Source organism: Peribacillus sp. B65, from assembly GCF_058513295.1.
The window spans coordinates 4,239,321-4,254,978 of record NZ_CP195840.1; the positions used below are offsets into that span (position 1 = coordinate 4,239,321).

Consider the following 15,658-nt stretch of genomic DNA (forward strand, 5'->3'; position numbering starts at 1 on the left):
GGGTACTAAATTCGACCGTAGTCGCAGAAAATCGACCTACACGGCACTAAATTCGACCGTAGTCGCAGAAAATCGACCTACAGGGCACTAAATTTGACCGTTGTCGCAGAAAATCGACCTACACGGCACTGTATTCGACCGTTGTCGCAGAAAATCGACGTACACGGCACATTATTCGACCGTCCACGAATTTATTCGATCTACACCTAACTATTCGGACTCCGAAGCATTTATTTTTTAAGGTCCACGAATTATATCCGCTTCATTTCCGCCGACTGTCTGCCAAGACTCCTCGCTGATGTATCTAGTGGGGTTTTGGAGAGCGAGTAGCAGGAGTGTAGCAAATTTCTGAGGTTTCCATTCAAAAAGTAAACAATGAATGAAGGATAACGAAGAAATGTTTTGAAATCATGGTTCGGGATGAGACATTTCTTGTCGACATACTGAAAGGACCAAGCAAGAGCTTGGTCCTTTTGTGTACAATTTATTAAGCTGTCGGTCCGCCAAGTTCTTCGATTTCACTTGGAACGCTGCCGAATTTCTTGAAATTAGCACGGAATTGTGCGGCAAGGTCCGTTGCTGCTTCTTTATAAGCGGCAGGATCTGCCCAAGTCTTGATTGGCTGAAGCACTTCATCAGGAACACCAGGAACATGAAGCGGGATATCCAAGCCGAAGATATCATCTTTGATCGTTTCGATGTTCGCTAATTCACCTTCAAGTGCCGCTTGTACCATTGCACGAGTGTAAGCAAGTTTCATACGGCTTCCAGTTCCGTATGCTCCGCCAGTCCATCCAGTGTTGACAAGGTATACCTTTGCATTGTGCTCGTCAATTTTATCACCAAGCATCTCAGCATAGCGTTGAGCTGGAAGAGGTAAGAATGGAGATCCGAAGCAAGTGGAGAATGTAGCTTCCGGTGAAGTTACGCCTCTTTCAGTACCAGCCAATTTACTAGTGTATCCGCTTAGGAAGTGGAACATTGCCTGTTCTTTGGAAAGCTTGCTGATTGGAGGCAGAACGCCTGAAGCATCAGCTGTTAAGAAAATGATTGTATTTGGATGTCCTGCAATACTTGGGTTCACGATGTTATCGATCGCTTGCATTTGGTAAGCAGCACGAGTGTTTTCAGTCAATGAACTGTCATCATAGTTCGCTTCACGTGTATCCGGATCAACAACAACATTTTCCAATACGGCACCAAAACGGATTGCATCGAAAATTTGTGGTTCTTTTTCACGTGAAAGATTGATCGTTTTCGCATAGCAGCCGCCTTCGATGTTGAATACGCCATTAGAAGACCAGCCGTGCTCGTCATCGCCAATCAGTTTACGGCTAGTGTCTGCTGATAAAGTTGTTTTGCCTGTACCGGACAGACCGAAGAATAAAGCGACGTCCCCTTCACGTCCTACGTTAGCAGAGCAATGCATTGGAAGGATTCCAGCCTCTGGAAGTAAGTAGTTCATGATCGAGAAGATCGATTTTTTCATTTCTCCTGCATATTCCGTTCCGCCGATCAGGATGGTACGGCGTTCAAATGAAACGATGATGAAAGTTTCGGAAGTGGTTCCGTCCACTTCTGGGTCTGCTTTGAAGTTAGGTGCAGAAAGGATTGTGAATTCAGCTTCGTGACCTCTTAGTTCCTCTTCATTTGGACGGATGAACAAAGTATGGGCGAAAAGGTTATGCCAAGCATATTCATTAACAACACGGATTGGAAGACGAGATGATTCGTCTGCACCAGCGAAACCTTTAAAAACAAAAATCTCTTCTTTTGCTTTTAGGTAGTCAACTACTTTATTATATAGTTTATTGAACACATCTTCGGAAATTGGCTGGTTCACTGAACCCCAATCGATTTTATCTTTAACGGATGCTTCTTCCACGATAAATTTATCTTTAGGTGAACGACCAGTATATTTGCCAGTTTCAGCTTTTACTGCGCCGGTTGATGTTAAAACGCCTTCATTTCTGCTTAATACTTTTTCGACCAATTGAGGAACTGAAAGTTGAGTTTGCACATTGTTTCCTGTTAATAACTGGTGTAACTCATTAGAAACATCTACAGAATTCATATATGAGGTACCTTCCTTTGTTTAAGTTTTTAGATTACAATTAGTATAACACATTCATTTAAATAGTCTATACTATTTCTTCTAATTTGTGATTATTTTCAGCTGGCCGAGTTAATCATTTTATTCCGGCAGGAACCGAGTCAGGATTATCACATATACTTTAATAAAGTCAATTTTATTTTAATAGGAAGTAAGTAAGCAATATATTTCCAATGGTGAAGTCGTTTTTCGTAAGCTTAATACTTATTATTAATGGCAATTTCCAACATTTCTATTCGTATTTTGCATTGTAAACCCTTCTAAGACGCTGTATCAACACTTTTTTCAAAAGAAAGCCATACTGGGCGGAAATGTTCTTTTTAGAAAAGCATTGACAAATTCCAACCAGATACGATAATATCTTAAATTGTACGGATTCTCTTATCCCGAGTTGGTGGAGGGACAGGCCCTTTGAAACCCAGCAACCTGCCATATTGAACTTGACTCCAAGATCGATCGCCGAAAATAAAGCGAAGGTCTTCAAGGAATAGTGGTGATGGTGCTAACCTGAGCAAGGTAAAAACCCTTGAACGATAAGAGTGAAAGGATAGAAGACAGAATTTTAAACCTTTCCTCATTTGCCAGGGAAGGTTTTTGTGTTTTTCATAAGTAATTCTGTGTCTATAGTTGAAACTAATGAGGGAAACGAGTTCCGTAAAAATCAGGCTTATGCCTACAACATACTAACTTCCAAGGAGGAAATATGATGTCAAAGAAACGTCTATTTACTTCTGAATCTGTTACAGAGGGCCATCCGGACAAAATTTGTGATCAGATTTCAGATTCCATTTTAGATGCTATCCTAGCTAAGGATGCAAATGCACGTGTTGCGTGTGAAACTAGTGTAACAACAGGCCTTGTACTTGTTGCTGGTGAAATTACAACGTCCGCTTACGTGGATATTCCGCGTATCGTTCGTGATACGATTAAAGGAATTGGCTACACACGTGCGAAATACGGTTTCGATGCTGAAACTTGTGCAGTGTTGAGTTCCATTGATGAGCAGTCTGCCGATATCGCAGCTGGAGTCGATAAAGCATTGGAAGCTCGTGAAGGAAACATGTCAGAGGAAGAAATCGATGCAATCGGTGCAGGGGACCAAGGTCTTATGTTCGGATTTGCTTGTAATGAAACAGAAGAGCTTATGCCGCTTCCGATTTCATTGGCGCATAAACTTTCATTCCGCCTGGCTCAAGTTCGTAAAGATGAAACTCTTGCTTACTTACGCCCTGATGGTAAAACACAGGTAACTGTGGAATATGATGAGAATAACCGTCCTGTACGTGTAGATACGATCGTAATCTCTACACAGCATGATGCTGAAATTACGCTTGAACAAATTCAAGCCGATCTAAAAGAACATGTGATCAAAGCGGTCGTTCCAGCTGAATTGATCGATGCTAAAACTAAATACTTCATCAACCCGACTGGCCGTTTCGTAATTGGCGGACCTCAAGGGGATGCTGGTCTTACTGGACGTAAAATCATCGTTGATACTTACGGCGGATACGCTCGTCACGGCGGCGGTGCATTCTCTGGTAAGGATGCTACTAAAGTTGACCGTTCTGCTGCATATGCTGCTCGTTATGTTGCGAAAAACATCGTGGCAGCCGGCCTTGCCGACAAAGCGGAAGTTCAATTGGCATACGCAATCGGTGTGGCAGAGCCTGTATCGATTTCAATTGATACGTTCGGAACTGGTACAGTTAGCGAAGAAGTCCTTGTTGACCTAGTTCGTGCTAACTTCGACCTTCGTCCAGCTGGCATCATCAAAATGCTTGACCTTCGTCGCCCGATCTACAAACAAACAGCTGCTTACGGACACTTTGGCCGTACAGATGTCGATCTTCCATGGGAACGCACGGACAAAGCAGAAACATTAAAAGCACAAGCGTAAATCATATAAAAAAGGTGTCCCGCAATTTGCGGGACACCTTTTTTTTTTGGATTAATTTTGCCGTCAGCGGGAATAATTCAAGAAATCCCAAAGAAATATAAAATACGTGCAAAACTCGTGAGTTAAAGTCGTATACAAGTTTGTTTGTGTCATCAAATCGTGAGGTTGAAGCGTTACTCTAGAGTTTGTAGCAAGTACTCGAGAGTTTAGAGCGTATACTCGAGAGTTTAGAGCGTATACTCATGAGTTTAGAGCAAATACTCGTGAGTTTAGAGCGTATACTCATGAGTTTAGAGCATATACTCATGAATTTAGAGCGTATACTCATAAGTTTGGAGCAAAAACTCGTGAGTTTGAGTACAATACTCGTAACTTTCAGTCAATTCACTTTATGCGTTCCGCCGTTTTATAGTATTGTCCTTTTTCGGCATATTCGCGAACGATGCGTTCCATATCCTGGCGATCTTCTTCGTTGATTTCGCGAATGACTTTAGCTGGCCGTCCGAATGCCAGCATGTTCGGTGGAATGACTTTACCTTGTGGAACGAGGCTGCCGGCACCGATGAAGGCTCCTTCGCCGATTTCAGCTTCATCAAGTACAATCGATCCCATGCCGATCAGAGCTCCTTTACGGATTTTACAGCTATGTAAAATGACCTGATGGCCAATGGTTACTTCATCCTCGATGATCAATGGATTATTTGGGCTTTGGTGCAGGACGCTGTTATCCTGTATACTGACTTTTTTCCCGATGATGGTTGGGGATACATCACCGCGAATGACGGAATTGAACCAAATTGATGTTTCGTCGCCAATTTTGACATCACCTGTCACGACAGCATTCTCAGCAATATAAGCGCTTTCGGCGATTTCAGGTTCTTTGCCTTTATACGGATAAATAATCATTTTCAATCATTTCCTTTCCGAAGTGAATGTTTTTATGTATTATTTTAATATACCGTATGCAAATACACTTGGCTATTTATAATAGCAATGTACAACTTGTTAGATTTCTTTTTTGTCGAAAATCACGAATATGGTTATAATTTATATATATTATTTTAACTATCATGGATCGTACACAACAAGTGAAAAGTGAAAGGGGGATTTCGAATGTGGAAATGGGAGACAGAAGGAGACGCAAAGGGCGTCATTGTCATCATTCATGGGGCAATGGAACATCACGGACGTTATAAGTGGGTAACACAAATGTGGCTTTCGGCTGGATACCATGTCGTCATGGGCGACCTTCCTGGGCAGGGTATGACAACTCGCGCCTACCGGGGACATATCGATTCCTTTGATGAGTATTTGGACGAAGTGAAAAGCTGGATAGAAGAGGCTTACGAATATTCGTTGCCGGTCTTTTTACTTGGACACAGCATGGGCGGTTTGATTTCGATACGCCTTCTTCAGGAAGAGGAATGGGACATTGCAGGGGTGATTCTTTCTTCTCCATGCTTGGGCCTCGTGACGAAGCCGCCGAAGTTCCTGACAACCATCTCGCATGGTTTGAATATCGTGATGCCTAAGTTCAGGGTTGAATCCGGATTGACACCTGAAATGGCGACGAGAAGTGCGGAAGTCCGTGAATCCGATAGAAACGATACATTATATATCACAAAGGTTTCGGTTCGCTGGTATCGCGAGCTTGCACAGGCTATGAAGGATGCTTTTGAAGAAATTCCTGATTTCCAGGATGTGCCGCTTTTGGTCATGCAGGGCGGAGATGACCGAGTCGTGAACAAGAAGGCGGTTCGTGAGTGGTTTAATTATAACTTGGCCAGTGAAAAGCAATATAAGGAATGGCCAAAGCTATATCATGAAATCTTCAATGAACCAGAACGTGATGATGTATTTCAATATGCGCTGAGTTTTGTTGAGAACCGTTTAAAAATATTAGGGTATGTCGTTTGATCAGTACATACTTAAGGATAAATAAAAAACTGCCGAGGTTAGACCTTTGGCAGTTTTTTATTTGAATCAGCCTGCGTTTTTAATCAATTCGTTTGACTTGATCACCGGGGCCCAGTAAGTAACCGGGTACATAAATTGGTTCAAGTGTGTAAGTTCTTTTTTATTCGATAATGCGGTGGATAGAAGATAGATGGATTTGAAGGTTAAGTCATTGGCGAATAGGTCCAAAAGCGTCGCTTTCATATTCATGATCGCTTCATGGTTTTGAGTGGAAATCATTAAATCGAGTTGTGGCAGGAACCTATCAAAATGGTGATCGAATTGTTTGAGGTCCTCCATGGTTTTTTGGTTTTCTGTCAACGAGTTAAGCGAGCTGACAAACTCCCCGTATTGTTCACTTGAATCCCTTTTGATTTTTTCAGTTAATATATCCGTCAGTAATGAAGTAGGCAAATGTTCCATTTTCTGCACCCTCTTATCTATTTTCTATCATTATAATCATTATAGACGCAAAATTCAAAATGTTGTGATTGGTAATTCTGCTTCTGCGAGTTGGGATTGAAAAAACACCGTTCGTTCGAACGGTGTCAAAAGTCATCATCTTTTTTCAATCGCGACAATGAATGGCGGATTGTTTGATTGGTTGATGAACCCGTATTTCAGGATATGGGCTTTCTGTTGAGGGAAGTTCTGTACATAATCCATCAATGCATCCCGTTCTGCCAATCCCCCTGGATGACCATGGTAAATGACGAGGATGATGATGCCTTCAGGCGCCAGCAATTCGAATAGCTGTTCAATGGCTGATATCGTCGTATCGGCTTGGGTGATGATTGATTTGTCACCGCCAGGAAGGTAGCCCAGGTTGAATATGGCACCCGTGACCTTTCCGGAATGCTCTTTCCTGACGTATTTGCTCAAATGTTGATGCCCATCGTGAATGAGGGTGCAGCACTCTTGTAAATTCTCGGCCTTTAGTTTCGCCGCTGTGGTTTGAATTGCTTCTTTTTGAATATCAAAACTATAGACATGCCCGTTTTCACCTGTAAGTCCTGCAAGAAAGACCGTATCAAAACCGTTGCCCATCGTGCAATCAATGGTTATATCCCCGGGATGGACCGCTTTTTCCAGCAGAATCCTGGCGAATGGCAAAATTCGGTCAAGCTTCATGATTGTACCTCCGTATGATGATTTTTTCCCTGCCAGCTGTTACGGCGTTTCAATTCGGCATCAATGGCATTCAAGACATCCCATTTATTGACGCTCCACATTGGACCGATCATCAAATCGATCGGACCGTCACCCGTAATGCGGTGAACGATCATTTCTGGAGGGATTATTTCCAGCTGGTCGCATACCAGGCTGACATAATCGTCACGGTCAAGAAACTCGAGCAGGCCTTTTTCGTATTGTTTGACCATCGGTGTCCCTTTTAATAAATGAAGTAAATGGATCTTTATCCCCTGCACATCGAGTTTGGCAACTTCCCGGGCTGTTTCCAGCATCATGCCGTAATCTTCCTGAGGAAGGCCATTGATGATATGGGAGCATATGCGGATGCCGTGTTTCCGCAGTTTATCGACGCCTTCTTTGTAGCAATCGAAATCATGGGCACGGTTGATCATCGTCGCGGTTTTTTCATGGACCGTCTGGAGACCCAACTCCACCCAAAGGTAGGTCCGTTCGTTCAATTCGGCTAAATACTCGACTACATCATCTGGAAGGCAATCCGGACGTGTCGCAATGGAGAGCCCGACGACACCCTCCTGGGTCAATACACTTTCATATTTCTCGCGAAGTTCTTCCACTGGGGCATGCGTATTCGTGAACGCTTGGAAATAGGCCATATATTTTCCATCTTTCCATTTATGATGCATCCGTTCGCTGATCTTCTGAAACTGAACGTCGAGGGGTTCAACCCTGCTGCCCGCAAAGTCACCAGAGCCTGAGGCACTGCAGAAGGTACAGCCGCCATGCGCGACGGTGCCATCACGGTTCGGGCAGTCAAAACCGCCATCCAGGGCAACTTTAAAAACCTTATGTCCAAAATGTTCCCTCAGGTGGTAATTCCATGTATGATATCGTTTGTTATCCGTTGCATATATAAACGGGTTTGCCTGATTCAAATCAGCAACCTCCTAAATAAATTAAATCGCAACATATATTATACAACATTCTCGCAGCTAGGTCTTTTTTTGAAAAATAAGCGTATACTGTATACTTGAGGGCTAAACATTTTGCTGCTATTTCCAGTATATCTTTGAATGACTATATCCAATCGGGAGCTGATGGACATGACCGGTCAAGTTGAAGAAGCGATTAATCAAATGAAAAAGAAATTAGCCGAAAATAATCAGGTGATCGAAGTAAATGAAGATGGATTCATATACAAAGCCACTTGCACCTTCAATTCACCTGCTTCGGATGAACAAATTCATTCCTTTGAAAAGAAAACCGGACTGCTTCTGCCCGAGGATTATAAGGAGTTTTTAAAAATAACCAATGGATGCCGTCTGTTCGATAATGTGGAATCGGGCGGGGAAAATGATTTATACAGCCTGGATGATATTATTAATTACACATATGAAAATTCCTATGAGGGATGCTATAAAGTGGCCTGCATTTATCAAGATAATATCGTCATTGATGGGGAAGCCGTCGCTAAAGGCGATAAAGAGTATTTAATGGTAAAAGGCCATATCGATGATTTTGAAGAAGGCGAGAAACTCCACATGGGTTTTGCCGAATGGATCGAGCAATTCATTTCCCATCAAGGTGAGAAGTTTTGGGATAAAGGTTGATTGCTCAAAAAAAATGATAATCCACCCGTTATTTGCTCAAACTAGACAAGATGATTCCGAATCATCCAAATGAGACGCGAAGGAGAGGGTTTGAAATGGCAACCAGACAATCCGTCGATCATTTTTTAGAGCAATGTGAAGGTGCTCTCCATTTTGCAGAGTTTGAATTTAACGAGGCTTCACGGCAGGAGCATTACGATGATGAACAATTTCAAAATTCGCAAAGGTATATCGAAGAGGCTTTGACGGACATGGAACGATTGTATGCCAGTTCGAATGACCAGCAACGAGAAATGCTTTCGCGGATGAAGCAGCAGTTGAATCAATTGAGGAATGAAATGACTTTACTGCGACATTAAATGGAAGCAAGGGAGCTATGAATGAATAGCTCCCTTTTTTGCACGAATTTTCCTGAATTCGCATATATAATGAAAAACCTGTCGATAATGTTTATGTACGGCTATTGCAATTATCGGTGAAATTGACTAGAATGAAATAAAATCAATATTCTCATAAAGACTATGATGAGGAATAGTAGCGGTTTAAACCAGTAAAGAGAGTTGACGGGTGGTGCAAGTCAACCTGGGACGGTCGCGAACTCGCCTTGGAGTCCCGGGTGTGAATTAATAAGTAATGCCTGGCGTTTTAATCCATGTTACGGATGTTTTAAGCTGGGCGGATTTTAGCTATCGCCAATGTGGGTGGTACCGCGGGAAGATATACATAATCCTCTCGTCCCTATTTTGGGATGAGGGGTTTTTTATTGTTTTTTATACGGAAATTAGGAGGAAATCATATGAGTTTTGACCATAGAAGCATAGAAACGAAATGGCAAAAGTATTGGGAAGGCAATAAGACATTCAAAACGGGTGAAGAAAGCGGCAAACGCAAATTCTACGCGCTGGATATGTTCCCATATCCTTCAGGGGCAGGTCTTCATGTGGGGCACCCGGAAGGTTATACGGCAAGCGATATCCTGGCACGGATGAAACGGGCGCAGGGGTATAATGTATTGCATCCGATCGGCTGGGACGCTTTTGGACTTCCGGCAGAGCAATATGCGATCGATACGGGAAATGATCCAGCCGAATTCACGGAGCACAACATCAACACGTTCCGCCGCCAAATCAAAGCCCTAGGTTTTTCTTATGACTGGGATCGTGAAATAAACACGACAGATCCCGACTATTACAAATGGACGCAATGGATTTTCTTGAAATTATATGAAAAGGGCCTTGCATATATTGATGAAGTTGCAGTTAACTGGTGTCCGGCACTTGGCACGGTATTGGCTAATGAAGAAGTCATCGATGGGAAAAGTGAGCGTGGGGGCCATCCGGTTGAGCGTCGCCCGATGAAACAGTGGATGCTTCGTATCACTGCGTATGCAGACCGCTTGATTGACGATCTGAACGATGTGGATTGGCCGGAAAACATCAAGGATATGCAGCGTAACTGGATTGGCCGTTCCGAGGGAGCGGAGGTTACTTTCAATATTGATGGCTTTGATGATACATTCACGGTGTTCACGACTCGTCCGGATACGTTATTTGGTGCAACATATGCCGTATTGGCACCTGAACATCCGTTTGTCGATAAAATTACCACGGCTGACCAAAGGGCAGCAGTTGAAGCTTACTTAGATGAAGTGAAACATAAAAGCGACTTAGAAAGAACAGACTTGGCCAAGGATAAATCAGGCGTGTTCACGGGGGCTTATGCCATTAACCCGGTAAACGGCGAAAAAATGCCGATCTGGATAGCCGATTACGTGTTGATCAGCTATGGAACGGGTGCGATCATGGCGGTTCCTGCCCATGATGAGCGTGATTATGAATTTGCAGTCAAGTTCGACTTGCCGATCAAGGAAGTCGTAGCTGGCGGAGATGTGACAAGTGAAGCATATACAGGCGATGGACTTCATGTGAATTCGGAATTCCTTGATGGATTGAATAAAGAAGAAGGCATTTCGACGATGATCAAATGGCTGGAAGAAAAAGAAATCGGTACGAAGAAAATAACATACCGTCTTCGCGACTGGTTATTCAGCCGTCAGCGTTACTGGGGTGAACCGATTCCGATCATCCATTGGGAAGACGGCACGATGTCTGCAGTGAAGGAAGAAGATCTTCCATTGATTTTACCGAAAGCTACGGACATTAAGCCTTCAGGTACAGGCGAATCACCACTTGCAAACATATCGGAATGGGTGAATGTAACGGATGAAAATGGACGAAAAGGGCGCCGTGAGACAAACACGATGCCACAGTGGGCAGGCAGCAGCTGGTACTTCCTTCGTTATATCGATCCGGACAACAAGGAAGCACTTGCAGATCCTGAAAAATTAAAAGAATGGATGCCGGTCGACATTTATATTGGCGGCGCTGAGCATGCGGTGCTTCACTTGCTTTACGCTCGTTTCTGGCATAAATTCTTGTATGATATCGGTGTCGTGCCAACGAAGGAGCCATTCCAAAACCTATTTAACCAAGGAATGATCCTTGGCGAGAATAATGAAAAAATGAGTAAATCAAAAGGGAATGTCGTGAACCCGGATGATATCGTTGAAAGCCATGGTGCCGATACACTTCGCATGTACGAAATGTTCATGGGGCCATTGGATGCTTCGATTGCCTGGTCCACAAACGGATTGGACGGTTCCCGCCGATTCCTTGACCGTATCTGGCGTTTATTAGTCAACGATGACGGTACGATCACAGATAAGATGACCGAAACGGATGACACGGGCAAGCTTGAAAAAGTCTATCATCAAACGGTTAAAAAAGTGACCGAGAACTATGAGGAATTGAAATTCAATACGGCGATATCACAATTGATGGTATTCATTAATGATGCTTATAAAGCGGATTCGCTTCCTAAAGTATATATCGAAGGCTTCGTAAAGCTGCTTGCACCAGTTGCACCTCACATTGCCGAGGAGCTTTGGTCTAAACTGGGCCATTCCGAGAGCATCACGTACGGTACATGGCCGGCGTTCGACGAAGCTAAGTTAGTGGATAACGAAGTCGAAATCGTCATCCAAATCAACGGAAAAGTCAAAGCGAAATTAATGGTGCCGACTGACACTACGAGAGAAAAACTGGAAGAAATCGCGATGGGTGATGATTCCATCAAAGAACAAATCGATGGGAAAACCATTCGTAAAGTGATTGCCGTACCAGGCAAATTAGTCAATATCGTCGCAAACTAAATAAAAATGATTGGAAGCTGTCCCGCATATTTTTCTGCTGGGACAGCTTTTTTTCGTGGCATTGGCTGACCATAGGAATTAGGTCATGTTAGGATTCTCACCGATTTAAATCTATTAGCGATCAATCTACCAATTAGGCTACTATCGTCATGAGAGGAACATCGGAACGCAAATATCTTGCTTAATTGGTTCATGCGAATCATTTTTCAGCTCTATGGCCAAATAAATTAAGCATTTGACATAAAAAAGGGAAAAAATTGGTTGATAAAATGTTACAGTGTGATAGTTTGGTATAGTACTGTTATTTTTTAACCAATTATTGGAGGGAAAACCGTGAAATTTAAGAATGTGAGTCGAATTACGGCGTGTGCACTTATTTTTGCACTGATATTCAGCTTGATGGTTCCGCTAAATTCTCAAGCTGCAGCTGCAACACCTATTGAAAATGTAAAAACGATTAAAAATGGGGACACTCTGGACGGAAAGTTTGAAAAACCGGATGTCCAATGGTACCAAATCAGTCCCACAACAGAAGAAGTACAAAAGTTCTCCCATATTGAGTTCGAAGTCAATTCGGACAAAATCTTGAATATCTCCGTTTATCAAGATAAAGAAAAAGCAGAAAAAGATGAGAGCAATTATATTGTCTCTTCTTATCCTGATGAAAAAGCCGTAGTCGATTTCCCATATGCTTGGGAAGGCACGTATTATGTTAAAGTTGAATATTTCGGCGATACGGATGATGAGGGAAATCCCATCCCGGATGCGGAAAATGTAGCTGAATACTCCATCAATGCGCATTCAGTGACATTGCCGCCATCTGCCGGGGACGAAGGGGAGGAGCTGGAATCTTGCCCGGTTGAAGTGAGTGTAAACGATAAGAAAACGGGAGAATCCATGTTGAAAACACTCCGCGTTTTTAGAGATGAAGTTCTCACGAAGTCGTCTGAGGGACGTACCCTTTCCTCTTTATACTATAAAGCTTCGCCATTCCTGGCCCTTCATCTGGCTGGTAATAAAACGGCAAGGGAAGCCGTTTATAATCACTTAGTCGAGATTAAGCCCCTTATCGAGGATCTTAATGAAAATGGAGCAAGCAGTACGGCAGTCATTAGCAACAAGCAGCAAGAGGCGATTAAGGCCTTATTCAATAAATCGGCAGACGTCGCTCCGGCGGGATTGAAAAAGGATATGGACGCCATTGCAAAGAAAATCAATCTTGATAAACTTGCGGGTGAGAGAATCGTCGATATCGCAAGCAAAGCGGGAATCGAACTTCCTGCTTCGAAAAATGTAAAGAACAAATATATCGTCAAACTTAAACCAGGGAAGTCATTAAGCGCTGTCCAATCCAAGATAAGCGGAAAAGGATATGGAACATTATCGGCACCTAAGCAACAAGAGGTTCTGTATGATGATATGTATGTCGTCGAGTTAAAGAACCAAGCTAAAATGAGCACAGCAGCTCTTTCCGGTATCGAAAAACTTCCAGAAGTGGAATATATCGAAGCGGTAAAAACGTACAAAGCACTTTCTGCCGACATTCAATCACCGTATCAATGGTCTTTGAATAACGCCGGTGGGGAAGAAGGCATTAAGGGAGCGGACATCGATAACGAAAAACTGCAGAACCTTATTAAGAAACGCAATTTAAAAGATACGTTGGTAGCGGTTATCGACACAGGTGTCGATGATTCACTTGCGGATCTACAGAGTGTCGTTGAAATGGAGTCAGGTAAGAATTTCATCGATAAGAAAGAAAAAGCAATCGATGACAATGGCCATGGTACACATGTATCCGGAATCATCGCTGCCAAAGCAGATAACGGTTATTCCATGCAAGGAATCAATCCAGTAGCTAAAATCATGCCTGTGAAGGTCTTGGACTCTTCAGGATTTGGAGACAATGAGAAAATTGCACTAGGCATTAAATATGCCGTGGATCATGGTGCAAAGGTCATAAACCTTAGCTTGGGCGGAGAATATAGCAGGACGATTGAATATGCCTTGAAACATGCCGCTGCCAAGAATGTAATGGTTGTCGTGGCAAGCGGTAATGATGGGATGGAAGGTCTTTCTTATCCTGCATCATCAAAATACGCCATATCCGTCGGTGCAACCAATGCCCTTGATTTAGTATCCGATTATTCCAATTATGGATCGAAGTTGGACATGGTCGCACCAGGGACAGCCATCCCAAGCCTTGTGCCTAACGGGAATGTTACTTACATGGATGGTACATCAATGGCAGCTCCCCATGTTGCGGCAGCTACAGCCTTGTTATTATCCGGAAACCCTGGGTTGAAAGTGAATGAAGTAAGGGAAATCCTTCATGAGACATCGGAATATGTCGCTTTTGAAGAAGAAGATAATGTTGACCCTTATGAGGACTATGTACCGGAAGATGGCGAAATCATCATACCGGAAGAAGAACTTCCTGTCGGAAAAGATTTAGTATCAGGATACGGAAGATTGAATGCGTACAGTGCGCTTAGTGCAGTGGACTTGAATGCTAAAGTCAATCTTGTGATGGATACGCAAACAAAACTGACTGGTTCAGCTAAAAAAGGGTCAGTAATCGAAGTGAAAAGCGGAGGCAAAACGCTCGGTAAAGGAACGGCGTCAGCCAACGGAACGTTCAGCGTTACGATTCCGGTCCAAAAAGCTGCGCAGCTGCTTACTGTGAATATCTCTGATTCTTCCAAACTAGCAGTATCTTCAATCAAAATATTCGTGAATAAGGGTGCAACCCCTAACAAGCCAACTGTCAAAGCTTTAAGTGACAAAGATACGTATGTAACGGGTCAATCGCAAGCGGACATGAAAATCTCGATCAAAAATAGTGCCAAAAAAGTGATTGGTTCAGGTAACACGGACAGCAAAGGGAATTTCAAAGTGAAAATCAGCAAGCAAAAGGCCGGAACTAAACTTTCAGTCACGGCTACAGACTTAGCAAAGCGTGAAAGCAAGGCGGCAAGCGTCACGGTTCTTGATAAAACCGCCCCAGATGCACCGAAAGTGAATGAAGTAAGCGATAAAGCTACTTCAGTAACTGGTAAAGCGGAAATCGGTTCAACCGTTACCGTGAAGCACAGCAATAAAAACATCGGAACGGCAAAAGCTGATAGTAAGGGGAACTTCTCCATTAAAATCAGCAAGAAAAAAGCTGGCTCCGCATTATACGTCTCAGCAAAAGACAAAGCGGGCAATACAGGAAAAGCAGCAAAAGTAACGGTTAAAGATAAAACCGCTCCAGGTACACCGAAAGTGAATGAAGTAAACGATAAAGCAACAAAAGTAACTGGTAAAGCGGAAATCGGTTCAACCGTTACCGTGAAGTACAGCAATAAAAACATCGGAACGGCAAAAGCTGATAGTAAGGGGAACTTCTCCATCAAAATCAGCAAGAAAAAAGCTGGGTCCGCATTATATGTTTCAGCAAAAGACAAAGCGGGCAATACAGGAAAAGCAGCAAAAGTAACCGTAAAGAAAGCTAAATAGCAACAGGGGAAGGCCGTTTAACTTAAATGTTAAACGGCCTTTTTTTGTGTGGAAACGAATCAAAACACTGCTCCTCATCGGCGGTGTTTTTGCTATAAGCATGCCTTTTCCGAGCTGTGATGCTAGAAAATGATTTGTCATGTGCATTTTCTTCATGATGTCAGATTTGGCATGTCCCATTTTAATTATGAAACTTCACATACTCGCCGTTCATATAT

General features: G+C 43.0%; 11 protein-coding genes, 1 riboswitch and 1 other annotated feature. Of the genes, 6 read left to right on the forward strand and 5 right to left on the reverse strand.

What is annotated here, in order from left to right:
- Positions 1 to 487: 487 nt before the first annotated feature.
- Positions 488 to 2,074 carry a phosphoenolpyruvate carboxykinase (ATP) gene (gene pckA, locus ACSR9O_RS20630; protein WP_101225563.1) on the reverse strand — a complete coding sequence of 529 codons (1,587 nt, stop codon included), beginning with the start codon at positions 2,072 to 2,074 and terminating at the stop codon, positions 488 to 490.
- Positions 2,075 to 2,491: 417 nt separating this feature from the next.
- Positions 2,492 to 2,653: riboswitch (SAM riboswitch) on the forward strand.
- A gap of 163 nt (positions 2,654 to 2,816) precedes the next feature.
- Between pckA and metK the strand changes: the two genes are divergently transcribed.
- Positions 2,817 to 4,010: a methionine adenosyltransferase gene (metK, locus tag ACSR9O_RS20635; RefSeq protein WP_101225562.1), complete on the forward strand. Its 1,194-nt coding sequence runs from the start codon at positions 2,817 to 2,819 to the stop codon at positions 4,008 to 4,010.
- Between the two features lie 384 nt (positions 4,011 to 4,394).
- Here the strand turns inward: metK and ACSR9O_RS20640 are convergent, their stop codons facing one another.
- Positions 4,395 to 4,913: a gamma carbonic anhydrase gene (locus tag ACSR9O_RS20640; RefSeq protein WP_063234974.1), complete on the reverse strand. Its 519-nt coding sequence runs from the start codon at positions 4,911 to 4,913 to the stop codon at positions 4,395 to 4,397.
- A 210-nt stretch (positions 4,914 to 5,123) separates the two neighbouring features.
- Between ACSR9O_RS20640 and ACSR9O_RS20645 the strand changes: the two genes are divergently transcribed.
- On the forward strand, positions 5,124 to 5,927 hold the full coding sequence (locus ACSR9O_RS20645) for an alpha/beta hydrolase (RefSeq protein ID WP_491724991.1): 804 nt from the start codon (positions 5,124 to 5,126) through the stop codon (positions 5,925 to 5,927).
- A 66-nt stretch (positions 5,928 to 5,993) separates the two neighbouring features.
- Here the strand turns inward: ACSR9O_RS20645 and ACSR9O_RS20650 are convergent, their stop codons facing one another.
- From ACSR9O_RS20650 to mnmL, 3 genes are all read right to left on the reverse strand, one after another.
- A complete protein-coding gene (locus ACSR9O_RS20650; RefSeq protein ID WP_230178492.1) occupies positions 5,994 to 6,389 on the reverse strand; it encodes a hypothetical protein in 396 nt (131 codons plus the stop codon).
- A gap of 135 nt (positions 6,390 to 6,524) precedes the next feature.
- The gene (mnmM, locus tag ACSR9O_RS20655; RefSeq protein WP_230178491.1) at positions 6,525 to 7,097 is read right to left on the reverse strand and encodes a tRNA 5-(aminomethyl)-2-thiouridylate-methyltransferase MnmM; all 573 of its coding nucleotides are present in this window, start codon (positions 7,095 to 7,097) and stop codon (positions 6,525 to 6,527) included.
- Positions 7,094 to 8,053: a tRNA modification radical SAM protein MnmL/YtqA gene (gene mnmL / locus ACSR9O_RS20660; protein WP_101225558.1), complete on the reverse strand. Its 960-nt coding sequence runs from the start codon at positions 8,051 to 8,053 to the stop codon at positions 7,094 to 7,096. The genes mnmM and mnmL overlap by 4 nt, the downstream gene beginning before the upstream one ends.
- Positions 8,054 to 8,191: 138 nt before the next feature.
- Here mnmL and ACSR9O_RS20665 point away from each other — a divergent pair, with 138 nt between their 5' ends.
- The 4 genes from ACSR9O_RS20665 (at position 8,192) to ACSR9O_RS20680 (ending at position 15,440) form a co-directional block, all read left to right on the forward strand.
- The gene (locus ACSR9O_RS20665; RefSeq protein WP_260359135.1) at positions 8,192 to 8,728 is read left to right on the forward strand and encodes an SMI1/KNR4 family protein; all 537 of its coding nucleotides are present in this window, start codon (positions 8,192 to 8,194) and stop codon (positions 8,726 to 8,728) included.
- A gap of 95 nt (positions 8,729 to 8,823) precedes the next feature.
- Positions 8,824 to 9,087, forward strand: a complete 264-nt coding sequence (locus ACSR9O_RS20670; RefSeq protein WP_101225556.1) for a DUF2524 family protein — start codon at positions 8,824 to 8,826, stop codon at positions 9,085 to 9,087.
- Positions 9,088 to 9,240: 153 nt separating this feature from the next.
- Positions 9,241 to 9,471 (forward strand) — a binding site (T-box leader).
- A gap of 53 nt (positions 9,472 to 9,524) precedes the next feature.
- The gene (leuS, locus tag ACSR9O_RS20675; RefSeq protein WP_101225555.1) at positions 9,525 to 11,939 is read left to right on the forward strand and encodes a leucine--tRNA ligase; all 2,415 of its coding nucleotides are present in this window, start codon (positions 9,525 to 9,527) and stop codon (positions 11,937 to 11,939) included.
- Between the two features lie 333 nt (positions 11,940 to 12,272).
- The gene (locus tag ACSR9O_RS20680) at positions 12,273 to 15,440 is read left to right on the forward strand and encodes an Ig-like domain-containing protein (RefSeq protein WP_230178489.1); all 3,168 of its coding nucleotides are present in this window, start codon (positions 12,273 to 12,275) and stop codon (positions 15,438 to 15,440) included.
- Positions 15,441 to 15,658: the final 218 nt, after the last annotated feature.

Coding starts and splice junctions, on each gene's coding strand:
- leuS (WP_101225555.1), top strand. CDS start 9,525: ATGAGTTTTGACCATAGAAGCATAGAAACGAAATGGCAAAAGTATTGG.
- ACSR9O_RS20670 (WP_101225556.1), top strand. CDS start 8,824: ATGGCAACCAGACAATCCGTCGATCATTTTTTAGAGCAATGTGAAGGT.
- metK (WP_101225562.1), top strand. CDS start 2,817: ATGATGTCAAAGAAACGTCTATTTACTTCTGAATCTGTTACAGAGGGC.
- mnmM (WP_230178491.1), bottom strand. CDS start 7,097: ATGAAGCTTGACCGAATTTTGCCATTCGCCAGGATTCTGCTGGAAAAA.
- ACSR9O_RS20665 (WP_260359135.1), top strand. CDS start 8,192: ATGACTATATCCAATCGGGAGCTGATGGACATGACCGGTCAAGTTGAA.
- pckA (WP_101225563.1), bottom strand. CDS start 2,074: ATGAATTCTGTAGATGTTTCTAATGAGTTACACCAGTTATTAACAGGA.
- ACSR9O_RS20645 (WP_491724991.1), top strand. CDS start 5,124: ATGTGGAAATGGGAGACAGAAGGAGACGCAAAGGGCGTCATTGTCATC.
- ACSR9O_RS20650 (WP_230178492.1), bottom strand. CDS start 6,389: ATGGAACATTTGCCTACTTCATTACTGACGGATATATTAACTGAAAAA.